The sequence below is a fragment of the Hymenobacter mucosus genome, from assembly GCF_900188255.1.
Lineage (GTDB): Bacteria > Bacteroidota > Bacteroidia > Cytophagales > Hymenobacteraceae > Hymenobacter > Hymenobacter mucosus.
The window spans coordinates 144,751-169,387 of record NZ_FZNS01000007.1 but is presented as its reverse complement, the minus strand read 5'-3'; the positions used below and the strand labels follow the sequence as shown (position 1 = coordinate 169,387).

The window sequence follows — 24,637 nt, the reverse complement described above, 5'->3', positions numbered from 1 at the left end:
GCCTCGTATTAATACAGAATCGTAATTGAGCCGCTGTAGGACCGGCCTAGCGGACCCTTCGTGACCACAACATAGTAGTAGGTGCCAACCGGGGCGGGCTGGCCGTTGATGTCGCCGCGCCACTCATTGGCCCGGCTATAGTTGTTGACGGAGAATACCCGATTGCCCCAACGGTTGAACACGCTCACCGTATTGTCGGGGAACTGCTCAATGAACTCAATCTGCCACGTGTCGTCGCGGCCGTCGCCATTGGGCGTGAAGGCGTTGGGGATACGGATGGGCGGGCGCACGGTCACCGTCACCTGATCCGAGTCGGCGCAGCCGCCGCTTCCGGCTGAGAGGGTGTAGGTAGTAGTTACCTTGGGCGCAACCGTGGGGCGCAAAGAATCACTCGAAAACGTCATGCCTTCCATTGGCGTCCAGCGCACGGGGTAAGAGCCATCGGCGCGTCCATCCAGAATCACGGAGGTGCCCGCTAGAATTTCTTTGTCAGGGCCGGCATCCACGTCCACGGGCGGCTGAATGCGCACGGTCACCCCGTTGGAAACGGCTGCAACGGGCTGTCCACACGTGTCGGTGGTGCGCAGGCGTAGAGTTACCACTTGGCCCGCACGTAGCGTTGTGCTCGTGAAGACCGGGCCAGTGGCACCGGCCACGTCGTTGCCATCAACTCGCCACTGGTAGATGGGAGCCGGGCCAGCCTCGCTTACACTGGCAATGCTGAACGTAAGAGGCGCCCCAAGACAGACCGGGCCGCCTGGCTGCACGGCAATGGTGAGGGTAGGTAGGGCCGTGGCCGTGCGAGTCACCGTAACCGTGGCTACGGCGGGTCCGGCGCTGCACAGACCCGTTGTGGGCGTCACCTCAACCCGCACCTGGTCGCCAGTAACAAGCGTACTACTGGTGAAAGTGGGCCCACTGGCAACGGCTGAGTTGTTGACAAACCAGCGGAAGGTAGGAGCGGCCCCCGCATTGGTAGCCACTGCCGTGAAGGTAAGGGGAGTACCTGAGCACTGCACGGGCGGAGTTGCCAAGGTCACGCTGGGCGTCACGAAGGGCTGCACCCGTATCGTCACAACGTTTGAAACCACGGTAGCACAGGTGCCCGTACCCGAGGTCACGCGGCGCCGGAAGAAAGTAGTTGCCGTAAGCGGACCGGGGCCAAAGTTGAAGTTTGTAGCGCCTGGTATGGCCGTCCAGGTTGCATTATCCGTCGAAGACTCCCACTGGTAGGCAAAGGTGCCCGTGCCGCCGCCGGCGCTGTTGCCGTTCAGCGGGGCCGGAGTGGTGCCCGCACAAACTTCTTGGTCAGCGCTAATGGTACCTGCCACGAGGGTAGGAAGCACCGTCAGCTGAACAACAGGTGAGTAGGCGGGGCCGCAAGCACCGGCCGTTACGCGGCGGCGGTAGTAGGTCGTGGTGGTGAGTGGACCTGGCGCGAAGGTCTCGCCCGTAGCACCGGCAATGGCTGCCCAGTTGGTGTTATCCAGCGAGGATTCCCATTGGTAGGCTGGTGTACCTATTCCCCCCGTAGCCGGGGCGGTGCTAGTCAGCGGGGCCGGGGTAGCACCTAGGCACAGCGTTTGGCTACTACCAATGGTGCCAGCGACCAGCGCCGGTGATACCGTGATGGTGACAACGTTGGAGAAGGCCGGTGCGCAGTCGCCTGATGCCGCGCGGCGCCGATAATACGTTGTGGCTGTGAGCGGACCCGGCGTATAGGTTGGACCCGTGGCCCCAGTTATAGCAGACCAGTTGGTGTTGTCGGCTGACGCTTCCCACTGATACGCCACCGTGCCCGTGCCACCGCCTGCTGCGGTGGTGCTCGTAAGGGGAGCTGGGGTGGCCCCTAGGCACAGCGTTTGGTTGGAGCCAATGGTGCCCGCCGTTAGCGCCGGCAACACGGTTAGGGTCACGGAGGAAGAGTACACCGGCCCGCACGTGCCGGAAGTGACCCGGCGGCGGAAGAAAGTGGTTGTGGTGAGCACCGACGGCGTGTAGTCAGCGTTTGTAGCGCCCGCAATAGCAGTCCAGCTGGTGTTATCTACTGATGATTCCCACTGGTAGCTGTAGCTCCCGGTGCCGCCTCCGGGGCCTTCGGTGCTGGTAAGCGGGGCCGGAGTAGCACCAGAACACAACGTTTGGTTGGCGGCAATGCTTCCAGCCACAAGGTCAGGCAATACCGTTAGCTGAATGGCAGGCGAGTACACTGGTCCGCAAGCTCCCGCTGTTACGCGGCGCCGCAAGTAAATAGTGATGGTAAGCGGACCGGGGGCAAATGTCTCCTCGGTGGCGCCAGCAATAACCGTCCAGTTGGTATTATCTAGCGAAGATTCCCACTGATAGGCAAAGGGGCCTGCACCACCGCTGGCTCCAGCTATGCTGGTGAGGGGGGCTGGGGTAGCACCCAGGCACAGCGTCTGATTACTACCAATGGTGCCCGCCGTCAGTGCCGGCGCTACTGTGATGGTAACGACATTCGACAAGGCCGGGGCGCAAGCACTACCCGAACTGGCCTGGCGGCGGAAGTAAGTAGTAGCAGTTAGTGAGGGCGGTGCGTACGTGGCTTGCGTGGCTCCGCTAATAGGGCCCCAGGTTGCGTTATCCGCTGACGATTCCCACTGGTAAGTGATGGTGCCGCTACCGCCCGTGGCCGGGGTTTCGCTGGTCAATGGAGAAGGCGCTGAACCGGCGCAAATGGCTTGGTTAGCAGCAATGGTCCCGGGCACTAGGGCGGGCACCACGGTTATTGTAACGGTATTGGATGGCGCGACGGTACAAGCTCCCGACGTTACTTGCCGCCGGAAGCGGGTTGTAACCGTGAGCGGACCGGGCGCCAAGGTTTCGTTGGTAGCGTTTGGAATCGGCGTCCAGGTAGTGCCGTCTACTGATGCTTCCCACTGGTAGGCAAACGTACCAGTACCGCCGGTAGCTGGGGCGGTGCTGGTGAAGGGGGCAATGGGGCCGCCTGTGCACACGGTTTGGTCGGCGGCAATACCACCGGCCGTTAGAGCAGGCAGAACGGTAAGTGCTACTGAAGCAGTAAAGCTAGGGGTACAGTAAGGTCCTGATTGATCAGGCAGCAGCAGTTGAGCACGCCGCCGGAAATAAGTAACACCAGTTGGTAAGGAGTTAGATGGCTGGTAGCTGGCGTTGGTGGAACTGCCGGGTGCGGGCCCCCAGGTGGTGTTATCCGTTGAGGTTTCCCACTGGTAAACAAGCGGCAGGCCAGCGTCACCGGAAGCCGCAACTGCACTGGTAAGAATGGCCGGCGCTGTGCCTGCGCACAGCGTTTGCGGACTAGCAATGCTACCCGGATTCGGCAAATTGGGCACTTGAATACTGCCCGAGCTTTCGCGGCAAAAGCACGCGGTCGTGATGCGTAGCGTTACGGTGTAGTTGCCAGGTGTAGCGTAAGTATGAACGGGATTCTCTTCTGTTGAGGTGCTACCGTCGCCAAACGTCCAAGCATAGGTTTTTCCGTCGAAGTCAATGGGTGGGGCCCTAAATGAAATTTGCCGGCAACCCGTGATTTGCGCGCTGGGACCCACGCGCAACAGGGAGCTTTGGTTAAAATTGACCAGCCCCAGGCCACTCAGGCGGCCGCCCAATTGCAGGCTGTCGTCGGCGTAAAGGGCTTTTTCCCCCAGCGAGTCGGGGTAAGCAATAAAGCCCAGCGCAGACTGATTCTCGCGGGCCACGTAAATCTTGCCATCAGGTGCGGCCTGCATAGAGCCCAGGTCGGCAGAGGCCTTCTGCTTGAGTGGAATATCCTGCTTAGTAACCGGCCCGCTGCCGCTAATATCAAACTGCAACAGTTGGGGCGGGTTGCGCACCGTGGCGTAGAGGTAGCTACCGGGCGAAAAACTCACCCCGTAGTATTTTCCCGCGCCGCTATCCACGATGTATGGAACCTGAGGGTCGACGCTAACCTGGCCGGTGCCGTTATCGAATCCAAACAGCTCGACGGTGCTGCTACTATCACCTGCTACCTCGCTGTAGCGGGCCAAGGCCAGCCGTTTGCCTTCGGCAGTTACCCTCATCTGGCCCTTGTAGCCCTGGGGTGCCACGCTCGGCGCGTGCAGGCTGCCAATGGCCGAAATAATAGGAGTAGGCTGTACGCCCGTCGTTGTTACGCGGTAGGCTAGGAAGGCATCGCCCCGGTTGTCATTACCAGTCTTGGCATCGCCCCAGCCGTGCGCGATAACCCAAATGTCGCAGCCATTTCTATGAAATACGCCTGTTAGCTTCTCCGCCGTGCCGCGGGCCAGGGGCGTGTTTTTAGTGGCTGCTATGACGGTGCCTGGCCCACCACCCGCGGGAATCTCTATTTCTGAGTAGCTCAGGCCTACCGTGCTGTTTAGGGTGAAGAGCAAGTAGCGCGTCGGCTGACCCGGCGTAACTATGCCCGGCATTCTGATGGGTAGGGGGCCGTCGGTGGTGAAGCGGTTGCCCGCCAGCCCTGTGCCGTTGGTCATTACAGTGCCATCTCCGTTCCATACGGTTTCGCCGTTGCTGTAAAAGAGAATTTTGCCATTTCTATCCGACATCACCCCCGAGCCGGCAGGAGCATCCATTGCCCCATCAGTGAGCACCTTCGGAAGGGAGTCGGCAGAAGCCTCATTGAAGTCTAGCCCCGCTTTAAAGCCGAAGTACCAGGTATTAGCAAACTTCTCATCGGCCGCGCACTCCGGGGATGTTCCCTGGCCGAAGGCGGTAGTAGCCGCGAAGTGTAGCAACATAACCAGCCAGGCCAGCACCCAACCAGCCGTTGGCTTCACCCGCCAGGCCAGATGCTGGTTGCCAGCGGTACCCGTAGCGCTGGTAGAGAAAGTTAGGGTAGGATCCGCGGAAGTAGGTAGAGTAGAAAGCAATAATTCAGTGGGCATAGTGGGGCAGGTAGGCGGGTACACAGAAGGCTGTCATACCGCCCTCTGCCCCTAGAAAAGAAAACCTGATGGTTGGCTCATCCTCAGAAACATTGCCAGCCGTTCTCAGTAAAGCTACGCACTAGTAGTCACGTTTATGCAACTTAATGATAGAATAGTTATAAAACTAAATTACCTGCTCATCTTGGCTCAGATTAGGCAAAATAGCTGCGTACAGAACGCTAAAAGTCGTTAGGCACGTACTTAATCGGGTACTAATTCGTTAGAGCCTATTATTCTAAATATCATATACTTACTTTCTGCTTCAGAAACTTCTTCTACGCGCATATAACAGTACACAGCGGCGCTTCTGAACTAGTACCTACGCCAAATAGCAGGGGCTTCTAACGTCCGCACTTACTAACGCGGAGGAAAAGACGTTGGTGAAGAAATGCTCATCCCAATACACCCTAGTGCCAACTAGAAGCTACACTGCTAAGCTCCTCGGTATCAGCTTTTCTGCAAGCCTAGTGGTGAACTGTCAAAACGAACTCGTTTGGCACCACACAAGTGGAGCCTGCTTGACACGTATATGGGCACGCGCGACGTTACCTCTTACTAACTAACTAGTTATGAGGGCTACGTGCTGATTGACGGCGGCTACCCAGGTACTGCTCCCTGATCTGCAAGAGCATTGCCACGCTGGGTTTTACCATCCGGGATGTGACAATCTTACTCAATTCGCATGCACACTTCGACCATGCTGGTGGTTTGACCGCTTTGCGGGGGCGCATACACCGGGCTACACCACTTGGGCCATTTCTCCTTCAGGAAGGCAATCGGAAGTTACTAGCTATCAGCGTGGGTAGTCTTACGCTGTCCGTATCCACATCCCTGGTTCGCTGGAAGTATGACGCAGCCATGCAGGGCGAAATTGCGCGCGGCTTCGCCCTGCTGCGCCGCTTACCGGCGAACATCTACTTGTCCTCCCACGCCCAAACGTTTTCAAAGTAAGGTTACAGAGCGCACTACGGTTTCCAATCCAGTAACTCCTTTCCTTGACCGCGCTGGTTACCTAACCGACATTGACAAAGCGGGGCGAGATTTGCGGCGGATTCTTCAGGAGCAGCAAAGCCAGTAGCCTTCTTGGTAACAACCTGGGCGCTGCAAGCTTGGGCTACTACATGATGAGCACTCTTCTACTTATCTGGGCAGGGATGCAGTTCCAAGATCAACCACTTAGCGAATGGCTACTCCAATCTTCACGCCAGCTGGGAAGTAGAATCCCTGGTGCCCATAGTCGGAGGTGCCTAAACGGTAACGACTACTAACGGGGCGAGAGTTAGTACGGCTTTGGCTTTCCCGCCACCCGAGCCCGGCGTATAGATCCAGGAAAACCCGCCCCGGCAACAAAGGAGCCTGGTAACCTAGCTGGGCCGTGGCGCCGTAGCGGTTGATGGTCTCGGTGTGGCGGCCATAGCGGTACTCAAGCAGGGGCAGGCCAGTAGGCCCCGTCACTTCTTTCCAGCCCATACCTTGGCGCGAGACGGCCAAATGCTGGAAGGAAGGTCCGTAGCTAACGTACAGCCCCGAGGGATAAGCCGTTTTCGACTCGCTCAGGTACCAGCGGTGTAGCACTTGCAGCCCCGCACCGCGCACTTTCTCCGACTCATCGGTGCCGAGAAAATCCGTATGCTGCTGATTGGGCCGCCCCACAGGACCGGCATATACTTGCGGGGCAACCAGGAAGCTTTGTCGCGGGTGCTGGTTCCAGCGCTGTTCTACCTCCAGCCAATAGCCACCTACCACCACGTACTGCGGCGTCATTTTAAGCAGCAGACCTAGGTCAGGGCTAGGGGTTTGCCCCCGCGCAACTAGCGCCAAAACCAGCAGCGGCAGCCACCCGCCCCTGCGTAGCAGATGTTGTGCGTCCATTACTGCACCGGCGTGATAGGTAGTAGGCTCAGTTGCTGCAATTGGCTGCCCGAGTAGCTATACTGGTACAAGCCAGTAGCACCAATAGCCATCAGCGTGCCACGGTCGGGAATTACGTCAAACACCTTGATAGGGAACGACTGTGTTTGTGTGAGTAGAGGGGCTTTACTGGTATCGAACACCTTGAGGCCGTCGCTGTCGCACACAAATAGCTGGCTGCCATCTACTCCAAGGCCCTGGGGGCCCGTCATTGCGTACGTGCGGGCTAGGCGGGGCTGGCTGAGTGTGGTCAGGTCGATAACTTGAAGTTGATTGGGGCCGCCGCCGCAGTTGCGGCCGCTTCGGAGCGTTACATAGGCGTAGCGCTCATCTACCACTACGGGGTCGCAGCTCACTACGTGTTGGTAGTAGGCCACTTGCTGGGGAGCTTGCGGGGTGGCTACATCAAAGATATACATGCCACGCTGGGTGCCTAGGAAGAGGTAATGATCTTTGGGGTAGATGGTTTCGACGCCAAATTGCAGGGGAATTTTTTGGCCTGGGGCGGGGGTAGCGGGTGCAGCCAAGCTGAACAGGCGCAGGCTTTGCTCGTCCACGGTGTAGAGCGTATTGCCTAACACGGCAAAGCGGGCCAGCGAGCCGCCTTTGCCAATTGTGCCCGGAGCTGCCGACGTAGGACTGGTTGCAAATGAGAGCCGCCACGTGTTGAACCAGTTGTGGTAGGCGGGGGCGGGGACTTTAACCTTCTGCCAGCCAACTACCACGGTATTGCTTGGGCGAGTCCCCGGGGTGCATTCCTGCGGTACGAGCGCCATTTCGGGCATGGGCAGCTCCCGGAAGGCATCCCGCACGCGGCTTTTAACCTGCACCGCTGCGGGGTTGGTAATGTCGATAGTTACCAGATCAGGACCGTTGTCCGCGTAAAGAAGGTTTCCCTTCACGGCCATGTCCACGTTACCGGGAATACGCAGGAAGCTAATTGGGCGCGGCTGCTTCGGGTCTTGGTTATCGATGATGTGAATGCCTTCGTACCGCTCGTTGATAAAGAGGTAGCGGCCTAACAGATAGATCTTGCCCGTGGTGTGCATGGGCCGGGCCGCCAGGGCCTCCACCGATTTTTCTAGTACGGCCCGGTCCAAAAGTTGTGGGCAGTAGCCGTCCACGTAGTAGGTGCTGGGTTGGGGCTCGTCTTCGGCAGGAGCAGTGCAAGACACCATCCCCAATAACAGCATCCAGCTAAACAAATAAGTAGATAGTCGTAGCATGAGGCAACTACAGTAAAGAGAGGAAGAAGAAATAAACGGGTGGTCTGGCAATGCCAGAAACCCAGGCTTAAATCAGATTCTCTTACTGGCTAGAAGGTTGCATTCATGTAGTGATATATAGTTCAGGGGTGATGCCATTGCCTCGCGATTCTTCGCCCGAGGTGTTACTACTTCTAAGGCCAATGTATAGTAGAGTCGTGCCAGCGTCAGTTAATGCAGCCGTAGGGGCCCAGCAGCACAGTTTAGGAATATACTTATAGTTGGTGGGCTATGTATAAGCGTGCTACCGCGTCCTGCTAGCCAACTTGGCCTCACCAGTCAGGGGCTTACTAGCCTAGTGAAGGCTGACCTAGCCATACCCGGAAGGTAGCGCCTTCCCCTTCTTGGCTATCAACCTCGATGCGGCCGCCGCTGGCTTGCACAATACGGTTGACCAAGTATAACCCTACCCCCGAGCCGGAGGTGTGCTGGTGCAGCCGACGAAACAAGTGAAATAGCTGCTCCCCGTACTTCTCCGCGTCGAAGCCCAGGCCGTTGTCTTCCACTACCAGCACGGGCTGCCCGGCGTCGAGCCATACCGAAATGTGAATGCGCGCCGGCCGTTGCGGGTCGGTGTATTTCAGCGAGTTGCTTAACAGGTTTAGCAGGATAGTACGTAGGTTAACCCGTGGGAAGGATAGAATGGGGTAGGCGCCGAAGTCGGTGGTAATACGGGCCCGCGCCGTTCGCACCTGGAGCTCTAACAAGCTAAGCACCTCTTCCGTCAGCTCAGCTAACGACACGGTTTCGGCTGGGGCCTCGCCGGCTTGCTGGGCTTGTCCTAGCGCGGCTAGCTCATCAATGGTGCTGCCGAGCTGCTGCAAAGCCTGCTGAATCAGCGGTACCAACAACTCCTCTTCCTCCGGATCGGTAAACTGAATGCTGCGGTACAGCTCTTCAAACAAGCCACGTAGATTATTGACTGGCTGCTTGAGGTCGTGCGAAGCGGCGTACACGAAGTTGTCCAAGTCTTGGTTGGTGCGCATGAGCCGCGCGTTGGAGCGCTGGTGCTGTTGTTCCGACCGGCGAAGGGCTTCTTCCGCGCGCTTGGCCTCCGTTATGTCGAGTATGAACTTCACGCACTCCGTTTCGCTTAGGCGCTTGCCCGCAGACAAACCCCACCAGGGCGCGCCGTCGGGACGCCGGTACTGCTTCTCCAAGGGCGTACTTTCCCCAGTAGTGCGCAACTCTTGCAAGGCCTGGTGAGAGGCCGCGACAAACTCCGGGTCTGTCAGCGTGTCTATGTGAATGTGGCCGCTGGCTAAGTCGGCGCGGGTATAGCCGCTCATGCGCTCGAAGGCCGCGTTGCTGTCGTGAATATGACCATCCAAGTCGAAGAAAAGGATGCCTACCGTATCAATGGACAACGCTTTTTGCAGGCGCTCCTCGCTTCGGCGTAAGGCTTCTTCTACCTGTTTGCGGTCATGAATATCGACGGAAGAACCAAACCAACGGGTAACTTGACCGCTCACGGGGTCATGAAACGGCTCAGCTCGCACCAGAAACCAGCGGTACGTACCATCAGCAGCTCGAATGCGGTGCTCGACTTCAAAAACGACGCCGGTTTGCCGCGCTTCCTCAAACGCCTGCATCGTGCGGGCGCCATCTTCCGGGTGTACAAAGCCACCGGATATAGCGGCTGCCGTACTGGACTCGTAGGATACTCCAGTATAGCGGCTCCACTGCCGGTTGAAGAACTCCGTCCGGCCTTCTCCATCGGTAATCCAAACAATCTGCGGCACGGCATCGGCCATAACCCGGAAGCGCTCCTCACTCTCACGCAGGGCCGCTTCGGTGCGGGCGCGCACCACGGCGCCCCAGGTGCGCTCGGCCGTTTCCTTCAGCAAGAGTAGCTCATAGTCCGTCCAGGCGTGTGCTTCCGGGTAGTGCATGAAGAGCACTGCAATGAGCTTCCCGTCTTTGAGTAAAGGCACATTAATGGTGGCTCCAAGTTGGAGCACAGCGTGAGCATGCTTTTCTTCGGCGGTGAGCGTGGGGTCGCGGGCAACGTCGGGGCGGACTACCGTTCGGCCTTCTTTGAACGCGTGCAGCAGCTCCGGCCCGTAGTCGTTGTAGTGGTAGCGGCCCTCAATGCTGGGTACGCCAGGCTGGGTGTAGTTGCGCGTGACGACGATGTGCTCGTTGTCGCCCTGGTCCTCGGCGTAGCCTACCCGGCTAGCTCCTAAGTGCTGGCCCAGCGCACACGCGGCCTGATATTGAATATCGGCCGGATCGGACAGGGGCCGCAGCCGGTCGCTGAACTGAAGCAGAAACGCCTGCTGCTGCTCACTGCGGCGGAGGGCTTCCTCGGCCTGCCGACGCTGAGAGATGTCGCTGAACAAGACTGCTACCTGGTGTTGGTTCGGCTCACCCACGCGGAAGGCGTATACGTCGTACCAGCGGTGTAGCTGCTCGGCGCGCTGCTCGAAGCGCACCGGCTTACCGGTGCGTGCTACCTCGCCGTAGATGTCGAACCAGTGCTGCTCGTGCAAGGGTGCAAACTCCCGAATAGTACGCCCAGTGGCTTGCACCAGGCCCGTTTGCCTCTCAAAGGCGGGGTTTACTTCCAGAAAGCGGTAGTCGAATGGGTGCTGGAGTTCATCGAATAACATCTCAATCAGGCAAAAGCCTTCGTCAATGCTATCGAAGAGGACGCGGTACTTACTTTCGCTCTCGCTTAAGGCAGCCGCGGCCTGCTGGTATTCCGTTAGGGGCTGGGTGCGGCCCCCTACGGCTTCCACGCTACCATCGGCTCCTAGTAACGGCACAAATGTGTACTCATAATAGCCCGTGTTGCCGGCCGGACTCGTGTAAAGCGTCTCGCCCATCACGGGCTGCTGGGTGGTAATGGCTTCCTGAATCTGCGCCTGATGCAGTCGGGCTAGTTCATCGGGGTATCCAAGGTCGAAGAAATTTTTGCCAACGGCCTGCTCCAACGTTATACCCCACAGGTTTAGTAGGGGTTTGTTTACGTACCGAAAGCGGCCGTCGAGGTCAAACAGATACACGAATTCTTGCAGCCCTTCGAGCACCGCGTCCAAGAGGTGCGGGTTGCCATCCTCCCAGCGTATTTTCTCCGCAGATGAAGCGCCGGGTAAACTATCTTCTGCGAGGCTCAGGAGCAGGCCGCCCCCCACACGCTGGCTGGTTACGCGCAAGATGTGCTGCGCGCCTCCAATGGAGTAGGTAAGTGAAAATTGGCGCTGCTGCCCTGACTGGAACACATCGTACAAAGCTTCCCAACTGCCGTCCGTGCGGCTGCTGGGAAATTGCTGAGTGTAGGTGCTGGCTGGTTGGGCGGGTAACCGTAGCAGGCCCTGCGCCGCAGGATTGAGATACGTCAGGGCCAGGTCTGAAAGAGCACCCGCGGAGTCGTAGACGGGCGTGCAAAGCACGAGGCCATTTATTGCCAGGTCGAGCAGCGTCGGCAGCAATGATTCGGCGGGAAACAGTTCAACGGCTTGGAAGGGGGAAGCAGCGTGCATAGGAGCGCAAACAGGGTCGTGAATATACACTCTCACCTCATAAGGGAACAGCGTAGTTCCCGCGCATAGCCCAATGCGGCGGCATCCAATTCCTAAACCGCTGCCAGACATCAGGAGCACCCAGCGGCAAGAGCAGTTGGGGAGGTATAGAACGTGGGAGAAGCAACCTTCTCAGCAGGGGTAAGGATAGGGATTCTGCAAGAATACAACGCAGAAAGCTATACCACCCACTAGCATTACCGCAGCAGCCCACCATCTTGGGTTAGCATATCAGAAACGTTTTTAGACTAAATGGGTCAGCTGAACCGTAAACGCAACTTTTAGGAGGTAAAAGCTATACTGGCGCAATAGTTAATGAAGCAGGCACACTTAGCAATAAAATGTTCCGCGCGCTCAGTGGATATGCGGCAGCAAGGAAAATACTCGACAAAGAATTTTACTTATTCAGTGTTAGTGTACCTCCGTTGGCTTGGCATTTGCCTTCATTCGAAGGGTATAATGTGAGTTTCGTATAAGACTAAAAATCAGTTTGAGGCTCATGAAGTTACTTTGCCTTCATAAAGTACATATCGCGGTGTAGCAACATAGCGATTGGCTTTTACTTAGTTTTGCAACCCCTTCCTACTTAGTGTTGCCCACGTGGCGGCTTAGGTATAGGTTATCACAGTATTGCTTTCACTTACTCTTTTTCTTCTTTCTTACTCTTATGCCGTCTTCTAAGCAAGCCGTAAAAGAAATTCTAGAAGCGCTACCTACTCTGTTAGCAGTAGCCGTTGTTGAAACCGAAACCGGAATGCCCTTGGCGTCTCATTCCAACATCGCCGAGTTTGATATTGATACTGCTGCTGCCTACAATACGGAAGTAGTAAAGCAAAAGCTCAAAGCCATTCAGGCTCTGAAGCTTAATCAATCAGTGCAGGACATTCTGCTGACCCTAACCGATCAGCTACACCTAATTAAGCTGTCGCCAAAAGCAGACAAGTTCATCTACCTGGCTGTGAATTCCCGCGACACCAACCTGGCCGTAGCCCGTCAAATCTTGAAATCGCAATCGGCTGTCTTGAACTAAGGTAAGCTGCCTAAACAGAGCAGCCCGCGGCCATTGGCCGCGGGCTGCTCTGTTTAGGCAGTGCAGCCAGAAGCAATGACGCATAGGTGAGCATTGGATTAGTACGTTGAATGTCAAATGCATTACTAGGAGTGCGAGGCGCATGTGTCGATTGACAACCAGGGCATCTAGGCTGCTTCGGCGCAACTCACAGCGCATTGCCTCCGCAGGCCTGTACCGCTTTTTCGGCTCTTATCAGCAAGTAGGTGGCCTTACATAGCGACAAGGTGGTAGCTTAATTAGCAGTAAAATAAAGTTGTGGTTGGTTGGGTAGTATGAACTGCAAGTGACACGCAAGAAATTCGTCTATGCCAGCAAGTCATGTGGTTCAGAAAGAGCGTAGCTGCCATTTGGTAAGGGTAAAATAAAATCTGTAAATAACTGTATGACAGAGTGTTGGAAACTACTTGCCAGGGTAGGGCTTCTATTACTAGTAGGGTAGGAGTACGACACCGTTGGGCATCTAGTGTAGGCGGTGTTCTGCTTCTGGTAAGTCAGCACCGGCCCAGGTTGGGCTTGGCTAACTGGAATGTCGGCGGGGACGGAGACTGTAGCAACGAGGCTCACTCACCGATTACCTACTATATTCGCTGCGTATCTACCCTTGTACTCCAGTGTGAATCGTGCCGTCCGGGCGTAACGTCCAAAAATCAGCATTGCCATTTTAGTGTGGTCAGTACACAGGTTGTACCGGATTTTTGGGTGTGCCCTTGCGGCACTATGTGCACCGGGCGTGAATATTGTGGGCATGTGGGGTATGCGGTAGGGTAGCATAGCATAGCTCTTGTCTTTGTGGGAGGGTTTGGAGTGCGGATGTATCTCTTCTTTTTTTACCTCAGGAACTAGGCTTGATTTCCACAGAAAGGTGGGCAGCTCCTAGGCTCTAGAATGCTATGGGAAGAAGATAAAGGAAATTGACAAGTTGGCATCTGTATATCAGTCACTTAGCTGCTGATACTGCTAATCCTACCTTTCACCCCTGCGTTGGATCCCAAAGGTCAACCATCGGTCCACATTCTACATTATGTTGCTGACACCCTGATAGGATGGGCGCAGTAGCTATTATTTCACTTGGCACTTGTCGTTCTATGATACCACTTCCTAACCTTCCTCGCTGGCAGCAATACTTGCTGGTGATAGGGGCTGCGTTAGCCATTGCCACTGGGATATGCTTGCACCTGCGGGGGCACCAACAAGTAACTACCCTCATGCCGCTGGTGCTTCCCCTAATCCTGTGGTGGCCCCAACCTCCTGCAACGGAGCAACGGTTGTTTTGGTGGCTGTGCGTGGCTGTGCTGTTTGCCTTAGTGGCGGGGCTTTTACTTCTTGCTAAATTTCCCGCCAGCTGGCCGGTAGCCCCTTCCCTGATTAAGCAAGTGCTGGCGGAAAGTATTTGTTAAGCAATGTACTATGTGAGGCTTCAGCGTAACTGAGCCCGCCCCCTACTGCTCCTACTTGTTAGGATTCTACAGACGTTTATCGTCGTCCACTGGCCCGAGGTACTAGCCATCTAGGAGTAGGGCCTTGACACTGGCAATGCTACCTTTCAAACCACGGCGCCCAGTTGGAAAGAGTGGGACAAAGATCATCTAACTCACAGCCGGTTTGTAGCTACCATTGACGGGGGCCGGGCACTGGGCTAGGCGGCTCTTAGCCTAAGGTCGGGCCGCTGCGTGTGCGGCGGCGTGGGGGAGGTGAGCATATACGTGGCGGCCGATGCCCGCAGGCAGGGTGCGGGACGGCAGTTGCTACCAGCGCTGGTGGCCGAATCGGAAGCCCAAGGCATGTGGACGTTGCAGGCAGGCATTTACTGAGAATCCGGCCAGTGTATTCCTGCACGAAGCGGCCGGCTTCCGGCTAGTAAGTCGGCGGAAAAAATCGGACAACGGCACGGCATTTGGCGCGGCACCGACTTGCTGAAGCGCCGCAACACCGTGGGGTAGGCACAATCAGTACTGGCCTGCTCCGTGGGGGTAGTATCAACGCACAGGGGCGCGTAGCTTTGCGCTTGCTATCATCTCATCTACCCCGGCAAGCGCCCAGCAAATTGAACGAAGCCGATAGGTTGCTATCTGCCTTCTGGTCTCATACACCTACATGGAGCACCCCTTAGATAACCCCATCTGGAATGCCTTATGCACTGGCAACCAGACCCTAGCACTAGGCGACGAACTAGCCCGGGTCTTCCCTCGCGACATTGGAGCCTTTGCAGGTATGGCCGATACCTCGACCCAGGCTTTTGCCCGCTTACACGAGTTGTCTCCGCTAGGTGCTCCAACCGTACTTTTCACGGCAGAACCCTTGGTCCTGCCCGTTGGCTGGAAGCTGCTGCTACACAAAGAACTACTGCAACTGGTATACCCCCATTCTGCGCCCCTTGCTGTAGCTGACAGCAACTTGGTGGCTTTGCAAGAGCAGGATGTACCAGCCATGCTCGCTCTCACGTCCCTGACCAACCCCGGTCCGTTTTTGGCCCGCACTATCGCTCTGGGGGAATACTACGGCGTCTTTCAAGAGGGCCAGCTGGTAGCCATGGCTGGGCAACGCCTGCAGCCATCATCCTACACCGAAATCAGCGCGGTGTGCACTCACCCTGAGTACCTTGGCCGCGGGTATGCCCAGCAGCTCATGCTACATCAGCTGAGCCGTATCTTGGCTGCGGGCCGCACGCCCTTTCTGCATGTGTACGAGGACAACACCAGAGCCTACGCCTTATATCGGAGGTTGGGCTTCGAGCTCCGTAAGCCCCTGCACGTATTCGTGCTCGAAAAATACCCACTGTAGTAACCGGACCGCTCAATGAGTACTAGTGAACGGCCAACCGGTCAGAGCTTTTTTGGCGTCGGGTAGGGGTACTTTGCGTACTCCACGCAGATAGCTAGTTGCAATAAGAGGACAGGCGTGGCTTCCCCTAAGTTGAACGGATTAGACTTGCGAAAAAGTGGAGAATACGAGGTGATGTAGCCATCAACGTAAGGTTATTGGGTCGCCCAGTGCTACTAGTGCTGGCAGCGGACAAAAAGGATTTCCCGTTTCTTACTCGGCCTCTTCACCCAAGCACCCTGGTAGTCAACTTCAGAATAGCGTTGCTAGCCCCTACGTTTTATCGCGTAACAGTTCTACTGCACTTGCGGGCTGAGGTGCTAGTAAGGTGCGCCGCTACGGCAAGGGTTGCTTGGTTGGGGCCATTACTTGGTTGAGCACCAGTTGGTAGGCTTCGGGCGTAACGCTGACTTCCCCTAGGTACGGATGATCTAGGGCCGCAATCAGAAAGACCATTATCCCCACCATCAGCGCTAGCAGCCCGGTTAGGAGAGCGTGCAGGCGGAAGCTTGCTACCACGAAGCAGTAGGAAAAGCCAATGGTAACCAATGCGCCAATCAGTACGGCAGCCCATAGCACAGCCGGTACGCCGGTGCCCACACTTTCAATGCGTTGTCGGCGCAATTCTACCAGGGTGTTGAAGGTTTCGATGACCTCCCCATGCAGCACCTGCAGGGCTCGTGTGGGTACGTCGGTGTGCAGGAGCGCAAGCTGAAACTTTGTGAGTACCAACCGTTCGGTGTCGTTGGCTAAGCCCCGCTGCTGGGCCGGCCACGACTCCTGCACAATGAAGCGGGTGTAGTTGTGTAGTTGCCGTTGCAGCGGCTGGCGGGTGCTATCGGGGTAGCCGCTCAGGTCGCGGTAGAGCACGGCTAGGGTGGCTGCTTCCTGAGACGCAATACCGGATGCCGTGGAGTAGTTCTGCCAGCTGGCCACGGTGAGTAAACCCAGGGTCAGGCCATAAAGCACAGTGACGCCCGAAAAAAACCAGCCAACCGTTCCGTTGTCAATTTGGTTGGGCGCCTCACTCTGGTGCAGCCAACGGTGAGTGAAGTACAGGCCCGCCAACGAGAGCAGCAAAGTCAGGCCCACAATCAGCACGGCTAGTAGCCACGTGGGCATTTCATACAGCCAGAGGAAATACGGCAGAGAAGGATTCACAGGGTAAAAGGCAGCATGCCAGGGCAACGAGGGTTCCATACGGAAAAAGGCTACGGAAAGACGAATCGACTAGGCATGCTAGCCCACCGGAACGGGAGCTGGGGCAGGTTCTATCCGGCGAGACCGGCTGAGCAGCACGTAGGCAAAGCCCGACCCGGCCAGTGCCATGCCCACGCCCACAAGTTCGGGCGAGGTATAACCATAGCCCGCCGCCAGGGGTAGCCCGCCCAGAAAAGCCCCTAGGGCATTACCCATGTTGAAGGCCGCCTGCGTGATGGAAGCACCCAGCATTTCGGCACCCTTAGAGCTATTGATCATCAGAATCTGAATGGGCGCGGCCAAGGCTAGGGAGCAGCAGCCAGCCACAAACGTCATTAGCAGCGACAGTATTTGGTTTTCTGACACGAAAAAGATGACCACCAGGGCCCCCGCCATGGCCAGCAGCAAAACCAAACACGCTTGCACCGGCGCAACGCGGTCGGCGAGCTTGCCGCCTACCAGGTTGCCTACGAACATGCCCAGGCCAACCAGCATCATGATGTAGGGCACGTAATGGGCGGGGAAGCGCGAAACCTCCGTCATGAGCGGGGCAATGTAGCTCACCCAGCAAAACAGCCCCCCAGTGCCGATGGCCGTGATTAGAATAATCAGCCAAGTATCTGCTTTCTTAATCAGGGCTAGCTCGGCGCTATGGCTGCCAACTCGTTGAGCAGGTAATGCGGGCAGGAAAAAGTAAATGGCTAATAGCGTCAGCAGTCCTACCCCGCCCAGGCCGCCGAGGGCGTAGCGCCAGGAGTAATGCTGCCCAACGAAAGTGCCTAGCGGCACGGTTAGCAAATTGGCAATGGTGAGGCCGGCAAACATGACGGAAATTGCCTGGGCCTGTTTGCCTTCGGCGGCCAGCCGGCTTGCCACCACCGAGCCCACGCCGAAGAACGCACCGTGCGGCAAGCCCGATAGCAGCCGGGTCAGACATAAAACGGTGTTGCTGGGGGCGAAGGCTGAAAGCGTATTACAGACGGTAAACAGCAGCATTAACAGTAGCAGCAGTTTCTTTGGTGCAAGGTTGCGACCTAGTTCCGTAAGCAGTGGGGCTCCAATAACCACGCCCAGAGCATAGGCAGAGATGCCGTAGCCCGCCTGCGGAATAGAGACGTCGAAGTCGCGGGCAATGTAGGGCAGCAAGCCCATCATCACGAATTCAGTGGTACCGATGGCAAGTCCTCCGAGGGAGAGGGGTAATAAGTGTTTGTTCACGAGAAAAAGAAGAAAGAGAAACAAGCATCGCCCGTTTGCCACAGCTTGAGAGAGAAGGTGCAGCCCTAGAACGTGGTCGGTAGTACCGTGCGAAACTGAGCCGGGGAAAATTCGCCGTACCCAAACTATTCTGGGGCTGCCTACGGTCAGGTGGGCACTTGGGGTCGGGGCTTCAGGAAAAAAGTAAAGGTATAGTGGTGGTCCTGCAATGAGGCCAATAACCAGTACTACTAAATAAGCCAGCCAGGGTGCTCATCATGTCACAACGGTAGCGGCCTTTCCCGGCACCAGCGGGCCGCCAGCAAAGAAGTAGCGTACGCCGGTACCAGGGAGTGTGTGCTAGGGAAAAAGTAGAGAAAAGGGGCGCACATGGGTGCCGCCGATGAGGGGATGAAGTAGAAAGCCTTCGGTTTAACGGCTCTGCTTACCGTTTGGCTTCGGGGTTAGTACGGGTTTGCAGGGCGATAAACCCGTAATTTTGGGCTTCGCAACCTCATAGCTGGGACCCCTAGCGTGCCTCGGCTGCAGGCGGCGCCGGCTACCAGTGCGTAGCAGGCCCGCTAGAAATGATGCTTGGCGCCTAGTTCCATCCCAGTGGCTTCAAACCAGTAAAGTCCTTCGTCAGCGAGTTGCTCCCCCAGCTATTAAGCCACAGGAAAAGAACTCAGGAATAAAAGCTTAGGCAGGGAAAGTCACGGTAAAGGTGGCCCCTGCGTCGGGCTGACTTTGGACGGTAATGGTTCCGCCCGCGTTTTCTACGAGCCGCTTGACGATGTAAAGGCCAACACCAGTGCCTTCTACATGCGTGTGCAGGCGCTGGAACAAGCCGAAGAGTTGGCGCTGCTGTAGCTCACTTAGTCCCAGGCCGTTGTCCTGCACCGTGAGTATAATGGTCTGAGCAATTTGGGAGGCCTGCACCTGCACAAGCGAAGCCCGGTTGGGGGCGCGGTACTTCACGGCATTGCTGAGGAGATTGTAAATAATACTGCGTAGGTTCGCCGGCGAAAAGGAGACAACCAAATTCGCAGGTATTGTCACCGTAAGCTCTGTCTGTGCCTCGTGTAGGGCGGGTGCTAGGTCTTGGCACACCTCTTCCACAAGGGTAGCTAGGTGAACCCACTCAACCGGCCCAGCGTGGACCAATTGCAGCTTGGTAATGTCCGTGAGTTGGGCAATGGTACGCTTGAAGCGGCTCACTGTATTTCCCAGTAGGTGCAGTAACTGCGCAATAATGGCCTCGTTTTGCACTTCGGGGGCTAGCTGCGTGCGAAGGGCCAGCAGAATAGCTTCGATATTGGCAATGGGTGCTTTCAGGTCGTGAGAGGCCGTGTAGATGAACGTGTCCAGGTCTACGTTGGTGCGCGTGAGTTGCGCATTTGCCTGATGTAGCTCCGCATTGGTAGCCTGAAGCTCCTCGTTGGCAACGGCCAGCTCCTCATTTAGCGCTTGCACCTGTTCGCGCGCCAGCACCTGCTCGGTAACGTCTGTTACCAAAGCGTAGAAGCCCTCCACTTGCCCCGCCCGGACATCGGGAATGTAGTCGGTGTGAATGTGGCGGACAAAGTCTTTGCGGTAGGGCATACGGGTCTCGAACGCCAGCCGCTCGCCCGCCAGCACCCGATCCTGATAGTTTACCACCGCTGCATAAGCCGTTTCGCCAATCACCTGCCAGACGGGTTTGCCCAGTAGCTGGGCGGGGTCTTGCCTAAACCAGTTCCGGTAGGCTTCGTTGGCGAACTGGTAGCGCCGCTCCCGATCGACGTAGCTAATCAGTACGGGCAAAGAGTCGGTAATTAGGCGCAATTGTTGGGTGCTGGCTTCGACCTGCCGACGCGTGCGAACTTGCTCGGTAATGTCATGAGCAAAGATGCGCACGCCATCTATGTCGCCTTGTGCGTTCCGCCGGGCCTGGCAGGTAAACGACCAATACATTTCTTCCAGTGCCTGCCCTTCGTAGCGTGCCATCCACAAGGGTAGCTCCTCCATCGTAACCGGCTCGCCAGTTTGGTACACCCACGTGAGGAGTTTTGGAATGGGCGTGCCAACTAGTTCAGGTAAGGCCTGCAATAGCGGCTTACCTACCAATTCCCGCCCAGGAAAATTGCGCTGGTAGGCTGGGTTCACGAGTTGAAACACCCACTCCGGACCGTCGAGGATGACAATGGGCGCAGGGGCTTGCAGGAAAAGCTCCTGGAGCTGTTGCTGTTGGTCTTCTTGTTGCTGCCGGGCCAGCACCTGCTCGGCTACGTTGTAGGCGAAGGTAGAAATGCCCGCAATTTCTCCGTTCTCGTGAAAGGCCTGATAAGTGAAGGTAAAGTACATCTGACGGAACGAACCGTCGGGCTGCTTAATCTGCAAAGGCAGCTCGGTGCCATAATACGTTTCCCCCGTTTGGTAAACGTGGTCTAGCAAAGCCAGCACCCCGCTGTCCACAATTTCGGGAATGGCCTCGGCCGCTGTTTTTCCTACAATCTCGCGACCCGGAAAGAACTGCAAATACGCGTCATTGGCATACGCAAAGAGGTGTTCGGGCCCGCGCTGGATGCAGATTGCCGCCGGCGTCATGGCAAACACCTGGTAAAAGGTAGCGCGCTCCTGGTTTAAAGCGGCTTGGGCTGCGTGCGCCGCCGCTACCCGTGCCGCCTTCTCCTTTTCCTTGCTTTTGCGCAAGGACTGCTCAACCGCCGAGTGGGAAAATCGGCCATGTCCGTGAAGTTGACGACCAGCAGTTCGCCGCTGCGCTGAGCCACCAGCCGAAAGAAGGTGTCGATGCCGTCTCCCTCATAGGGCACATCACATGTTGACGCGTGGCCTGTCAGGTAAGCTGTGCGATACTGGGCAAAGATGCCGCTGGGTACGCTATGCGGGTACTGCTCCCGAAAAGTCTTGGTTGGCTCCGGGGGTAGCCCCAATAAACGCTGCCCCGCCGGGTTGAGGCGCACGAAGCGAAAATCGATTAGGTCGCCGTCGGCGTCGAAGACCGGCGCGTAAAGCACTGCCCCGGTAGGAACCAGGTCGAAGAAAGCCTCGAAGGGGTTAGTAACGGACATGACCAAGAGTGGAAGGGGAGTACGAACACTAGCGAAAGAATACGGCGGCACGGGACGCAAACTCCGCAAAGCCGAGGCGGCCTGCTGCTACCGAGTTGCCGGGTACGTACGGCACCCCGGCCAGCCGCTACCAAAAAACGATTAGGCTTCTAGGGCGGGCATCTCCACAACGAAGGTAGTGCCTACCCCTTCCGTACTCTCAAAGGAGATGTGCCCGTTGTGCAATGCAACAATGGTCTGAATAATGGACATGCCCAGCCCATTGGTTTTCTCTCCGCGCAAACCCGGGCGGCGGGCCTTGGTGAATTTGTCAAACAGAACCGGCTGCACCGCCTCCGGAATGCCCACGCCCGTATCGGCCACCGTGACTACCGCCTGGGTACCATGGCGTGCCACCGTAACATGAATGCGTCCTCCGTCGGGGGTAAACTTGATGGCGTTGCTAATGAGGTTGTTGATAACCTGCTGAAACTTGTTGATGTCGAAGCTGACGTACAAGGGCTGCTCGTGGGCAGTGAAGGCAAACTGCAAATGGGTGTGCCACTCCGACTGCTTGTACTCTTGCAGAATCACTTCCAGCCAAGCAACCAAATCTGCCCGCTCGCACTTAAGCTCCACATTGGCCGACTCCATAAATTCGTTGTCTACGAAGTCGCGGATTAGCCCTACCCCCTGGGAGCAAGTGCGCTCCATAAGCTCCAGCAGATGATGCACCATTGCATTCTCCGCCGATGCTTCGCTGCGCAAATGCTCTGTCAGCTGTTGGAGCAGCACGAGCGGAGCTGCCAAGTCGTGAGAGAGAATCTCCAGGGTGGCATCCTTCTTCGTATTAAACTTCTGCGCGTTCAGGCTTACTGCCTTGGCATGGGTGATGTCGCTGGCAGTGCCACTCAAGTAAACCGAGCCGTCGGAGACTTGCTCCCGGCTGGCGGCCAGGCATAGCCAGCGGGGCCCGCCCGTGGGCTGCATCATGCGCACTTCTACACCTTCCACCTGTTCGCCCGCCAAGGCCCGCTGCCAGTGTTGGCGTAGTAGGGGCTGGTCCTCGGGGTGCACGTGCGTCAGGAAGGTAGGCAACTGCTGATTTGCAAGGGAGGCGGGGCTGGCAAACACCTGCTCGTAGGCGGGGCTTACGTAGGCCAGGCGGTGTTGGACCACATCGTACGAAAAAAAGACGGTCTGGCTCTGCTGCAGGAACGAGCGAAATAACTGCGGGTAATCGTCAAACATCAGGAGGATAACTAAAGCGTAAACCTAAGCAATATGCGCGTGGGGAAGGTTCCTCCTCCGTAATAAACACAAAGCGTACGCCAGGGGCTATTGGTGCTTAATGAAGCTGTGATTTGACCCGGCTTGCGCAACGCATGAAGAAGGCTGATTTTCAGTAGTGGGTAGCTTCTGCCTACTAATGGTGCGGGCATGAAATTGAATCCTATCCAGGTGAGTTATCAATTCTCTACACCAGCTTACAACAGCAGTGTGCCGCGGGCCTTTTCCTTAGTATCGAAGTTCTTCATTCCTGCGGCCTGCGCCCGAGGAAACCAGTCTCGTGCTATCCACTGCGCCTCATCGGGCCAGGGTCCCAGAAAGTTCGCTGGTCCTCACCCGGGCGTACTGCACCCGGGTGAGGACCAGCAATATCTCCTCGTAGCCGTGAGCAAGGTGGGCAACGCAGGCAGGTCATTCCACTGAGCCTCAATGTATTCGTTGAATAGGTCGTAGGTGAGCGTAAGAGTAGGCAATTTGAGCAGTAGATAGTGGTGCAAAGCGGGCAGTTGTACGGCAAGAAAACGAATCTTGAGGGTAGGTTCCTACCAGCCTTTGGTTTGAACTGCCGGGGGTATTTGCACAAATGCAGACCTGGCCTTTAGAGCTAGGGCGTTACTAAGAGTTGCTATTCTATCTGTAGTAGGTAGAAAGGGAATAGCATAGCAGGCATCTTCCCTACTTGTAGTAGCAGTGATTTTCAGAATAAACATAAACGTGTAGTATCACTCAACAGTCTGAGCAAGTTCCCACGCTTGCCTGAACTGCTGCTGAGTGTAGCAGCGCTTGCACCTGTGCTTTTAGCAAACACCGTCCCTTACAAGTGTGTGCTGAGGATTGCAACCTGCGCCGAGTGATACTACACGTTCAAAGCTTGGTGTGGAGTAAGATGAAGGGTTAAGTGACGTCAAAGGGTATGCTCGGTACATTAGGGACTGGTTTATTGAAGTCCGGAAGGTCTTCGGGCTACATCAAGGATTACGCTTGGGTAGCCTTGTGAGAGGAAATACCGCGGTAGGTTGGTATGATTGCGCATACTCACCTGTTGCAGAATGCGTAAGGCGCCGCACCACCAATTGTCCCACCTTATGACCCTGTAGTTGACCTTGGCGCACAGCGTCGGGGAAGTGAATGCCGCCGTAGAGGCGCGACACGGCCGCCTCGGCCGCCGCTTGTTGGAAGGACGTAAAGCGCCTAGGTTTCAGGCCAAATTCTTTTTCGGTATCGTCGGTGTAGGCATATGCGGGGCCAAAATAGTGACTAAGCACACCTGCTGCCGCCGTGGAAATGACCGAGTGTCCGCTCAGGTACTCCGGGAAAGGCGGGGTTTGAAGCATGGGCTTCCACTGCGGATCGAGGTAGCGACGGATGGCCGTTTCGGGGCGTATCCGATTGCTCCGGTACTTTTCCTTCCAGCAGCAGATAAAGGCATCGGTGAGGGTGAGGGCCAGCACGGTGTGCACTTGCATAGCACGGCCAAAGGAGACTCGGCTCTGCCGACAGGCAGTGCCGGCAATCTTCATCCAGTGCGCTCCCGGCGACATTTTCTTGAGTCCAACCTGCAAATGCCCTTGGTCTTGCATCGCAAACGGGTTGCAGTCCCAAAAGCTAGCTATCTGCCGTTGTTCCGTGGTGAGCGTGTTGCCTACTTGCCGCACGCTGTCCATTAGTTGGTAAAAACCAGAGCCTTTAGTGGGAGCAAAAGCTAGGGGTGGTGCTGGCGCATATTGTCCGGCCGAATCCAGGAAAAAGGGACGGATCGTGCTGAAATAGGGCTCCACGGCCGCGAAGTAGCCGGGCGGGGTCGGGTACCAGTAGCCCGTGCCCTCGGTGGGCGAGTAGCGCGGCCGGTCGCTGATGCGATAGTAGCCGTCTTGCTTGGCGTACGCCAGCACCGCTTGCGCAACTTGCTGGGCCACCTGCTGCGAGGCCGCTAGCACCTCCGCCGGCATGCCTCGGTGGCGGCAGTCGTCCAACAATTCTTGTTCGCGGGCTTTCAGCTCACTGCCGGAAGGTTGGAGCTTACCAGCCGTTTGCAGCATGGCGAGCAGCGCAGCCACCCTAGGTGAGTAGCCTGGGGTTGCCGGCCTAGGTACCGTTAGCGGAACGTGTAGCTGGCCTGCTAAAGCGGGGCAAGTGGAGTCGGTTTGGGCCAACACTTCGTTGCCGGCGAGCAGCGCATAGGCAAAAAACCGGGCGGCCAGCGGCGGGTTGGTTACGTCGTGCATCATCAGCTCGTTCATCTCATCCACGACCCAGCCGATCCGATCCGCCGGGGGCTCGTAGTCCGCGGGCACCATGCGCCGGCAGGATTGCCCGCCCACGCTGGCAACTAACAGCAACATGCTCAGCAGAAAACGGCTCACGGGCAAAGGCATGG

At 56.8% G+C, this 24,637-nt stretch carries 15 protein-coding genes; 5 read left to right on the top strand and 10 right to left on the bottom strand.

The features are described 5' to 3' along the window. Nucleotides 1–8 precede the first annotated feature (8 nt). Entirely contained in the window at nucleotides 9–4,889 is a 4,881-nt protein-coding gene (locus tag CHB83_RS16920; protein ID WP_089333480.1) for a T9SS type B sorting domain-containing protein, read from the bottom strand. A gap of 657 nt (nucleotides 4,890–5,546) precedes the next feature. Here CHB83_RS16920 and CHB83_RS16915 point away from each other — a divergent pair. After that, the gene (locus CHB83_RS16915) at nucleotides 5,547–5,882 is read left to right on the top strand and encodes an MBL fold metallo-hydrolase (RefSeq protein ID WP_089333479.1); all 336 of its coding nucleotides are present in this window, start codon (nucleotides 5,547–5,549) and stop codon (nucleotides 5,880–5,882) included. Between the two features lie 225 nt (nucleotides 5,883–6,107). On the opposite strand, the gene CHB83_RS16910 is transcribed toward CHB83_RS16915, so the two are convergent. The 3 genes from CHB83_RS16910 to CHB83_RS16900 all read right to left on the bottom strand — a co-directional run bounded on the left by CHB83_RS16910 (nucleotide 6,108) and on the right by CHB83_RS16900 (nucleotide 11,592). After that, on the bottom strand, nucleotides 6,108–6,803 hold the full coding sequence (locus CHB83_RS16910; RefSeq protein WP_089333478.1) for a hypothetical protein: 696 nt from the start codon (nucleotides 6,801–6,803) through the stop codon (nucleotides 6,108–6,110). Next, nucleotides 6,803–8,068, bottom strand: a complete 1,266-nt coding sequence (locus CHB83_RS16905) for an LVIVD repeat-containing protein (protein WP_143437167.1) — start codon at nucleotides 8,066–8,068, stop codon at nucleotides 6,803–6,805. The genes CHB83_RS16910 and CHB83_RS16905 overlap by 1 nt, the downstream gene beginning before the upstream one ends. 329 nt (nucleotides 8,069–8,397) lie before the next feature. Continuing rightward, nucleotides 8,398–11,592: a PAS domain S-box protein gene (locus tag CHB83_RS16900; RefSeq protein WP_179225549.1), complete on the bottom strand. Its 3,195-nt coding sequence runs from the start codon at nucleotides 11,590–11,592 to the stop codon at nucleotides 8,398–8,400. A gap of 706 nt (nucleotides 11,593–12,298) precedes the next feature. On the opposite strand from CHB83_RS16900, the gene CHB83_RS16895 reads away from it, so the two are divergent. From CHB83_RS16895 to CHB83_RS16880, 4 genes are all read left to right on the top strand, one after another. After that, complete coding sequence (locus CHB83_RS16895) at nucleotides 12,299–12,661, top strand: hypothetical protein (RefSeq protein WP_089333475.1); 363 nt, start codon at nucleotides 12,299–12,301, stop codon at nucleotides 12,659–12,661. Nucleotides 12,662–13,788: 1,127 nt separating this feature from the next. Then, entirely contained in the window at nucleotides 13,789–14,100 is a 312-nt protein-coding gene (locus CHB83_RS16890; RefSeq protein ID WP_089333474.1) for a hypothetical protein, read from the top strand. Nucleotides 14,101–14,373: 273 nt separating this feature from the next. After that, on the top strand, nucleotides 14,374–14,514 hold the full coding sequence (locus CHB83_RS24420) for a GNAT family N-acetyltransferase (protein ID WP_394340156.1): 141 nt from the start codon (nucleotides 14,374–14,376) through the stop codon (nucleotides 14,512–14,514). Nucleotides 14,515–14,797: 283 nt separating this feature from the next. Then, complete coding sequence (locus CHB83_RS16880; RefSeq protein WP_089333473.1) at nucleotides 14,798–15,484, top strand: GNAT family N-acetyltransferase; 687 nt, start codon at nucleotides 14,798–14,800, stop codon at nucleotides 15,482–15,484. A 375-nt stretch (nucleotides 15,485–15,859) separates the two neighbouring features. On the opposite strand, the gene CHB83_RS16875 is transcribed toward CHB83_RS16880, so the two are convergent. The 6 genes from CHB83_RS16875 to CHB83_RS16850 form a co-directional block, all read right to left on the bottom strand. After that, nucleotides 15,860–16,723, bottom strand: coding sequence for a bestrophin-like domain (locus CHB83_RS16875; RefSeq protein WP_089333472.1), 864 nt, complete (start codon nucleotides 16,721–16,723; stop codon nucleotides 15,860–15,862). Nucleotides 16,724–16,762: 39 nt separating this feature from the next. Next, nucleotides 16,763–17,941 (bottom strand): MFS transporter, encoded by a 1,179-nt coding sequence (locus tag CHB83_RS16870; protein WP_089333471.1) that lies wholly within the window; start codon nucleotides 17,939–17,941, stop codon nucleotides 16,763–16,765. Nucleotides 17,942–18,619: 678 nt separating this feature from the next. Then, complete coding sequence (locus tag CHB83_RS16865) at nucleotides 18,620–20,611, bottom strand: PAS domain-containing protein (protein ID WP_089333470.1); 1,992 nt, start codon at nucleotides 20,609–20,611, stop codon at nucleotides 18,620–18,622. After that, a complete protein-coding gene (locus CHB83_RS16860) occupies nucleotides 20,572–20,991 on the bottom strand; it encodes a PAS domain-containing protein (RefSeq protein ID WP_089333469.1) in 420 nt (139 codons plus the stop codon). Before CHB83_RS16860 ends, CHB83_RS16865 begins: the two co-directional genes overlap by 40 nt. A 141-nt stretch (nucleotides 20,992–21,132) precedes the next feature. Beyond that, nucleotides 21,133–22,221 carry a PAS domain-containing sensor histidine kinase gene (locus CHB83_RS16855; protein ID WP_089333468.1) on the bottom strand — a complete coding sequence of 363 codons (1,089 nt, stop codon included), beginning with the start codon at nucleotides 22,219–22,221 and terminating at the stop codon, nucleotides 21,133–21,135. Between the two features lie 1,007 nt (nucleotides 22,222–23,228). Beyond that, nucleotides 23,229–24,635 carry a vanadium-dependent haloperoxidase gene (locus CHB83_RS16850; RefSeq protein WP_245855377.1) on the bottom strand — a complete coding sequence of 469 codons (1,407 nt, stop codon included), beginning with the start codon at nucleotides 24,633–24,635 and terminating at the stop codon, nucleotides 23,229–23,231. Nucleotides 24,636–24,637: the final 2 nt, after the last annotated feature.

Coding starts and splice junctions, on each gene's coding strand:
- CHB83_RS16920 (WP_089333480.1), bottom strand. CDS start 4,889: ATGCCCACTGAATTATTGCTTTCTACTCTACCTACTTCCGCGGATCCT.
- CHB83_RS16910 (WP_089333478.1), bottom strand. CDS start 6,803: ATGGACGCACAACATCTGCTACGCAGGGGCGGGTGGCTGCCGCTGCTG.
- CHB83_RS16905 (WP_143437167.1), bottom strand. CDS start 8,068: ATGCTACGACTATCTACTTATTTGTTTAGCTGGATGCTGTTATTGGGG.
- CHB83_RS16900 (WP_179225549.1), bottom strand. CDS start 11,592: ATGCACGCTGCTTCCCCCTTCCAAGCCGTTGAACTGTTTCCCGCCGAA.
- CHB83_RS16895 (WP_089333475.1), top strand. CDS start 12,299: ATGCCGTCTTCTAAGCAAGCCGTAAAAGAAATTCTAGAAGCGCTACCT.
- CHB83_RS16890 (WP_089333474.1), top strand. CDS start 13,789: ATGATACCACTTCCTAACCTTCCTCGCTGGCAGCAATACTTGCTGGTG.
- CHB83_RS16880 (WP_089333473.1), top strand. CDS start 14,798: ATGGAGCACCCCTTAGATAACCCCATCTGGAATGCCTTATGCACTGGC.
- CHB83_RS16875 (WP_089333472.1), bottom strand. CDS start 16,723: ATGGAACCCTCGTTGCCCTGGCATGCTGCCTTTTACCCTGTGAATCCT.
- CHB83_RS16860 (WP_089333469.1), bottom strand. CDS start 20,991: ATGTCCGTTACTAACCCCTTCGAGGCTTTCTTCGACCTGGTTCCTACC.
- CHB83_RS16855 (WP_089333468.1), bottom strand. CDS start 22,221: ATGTTTGACGATTACCCGCAGTTATTTCGCTCGTTCCTGCAGCAGAGC.
- CHB83_RS16850 (WP_245855377.1), bottom strand. CDS start 24,635: ATGCCTTTGCCCGTGAGCCGTTTTCTGCTGAGCATGTTGCTGTTAGTT.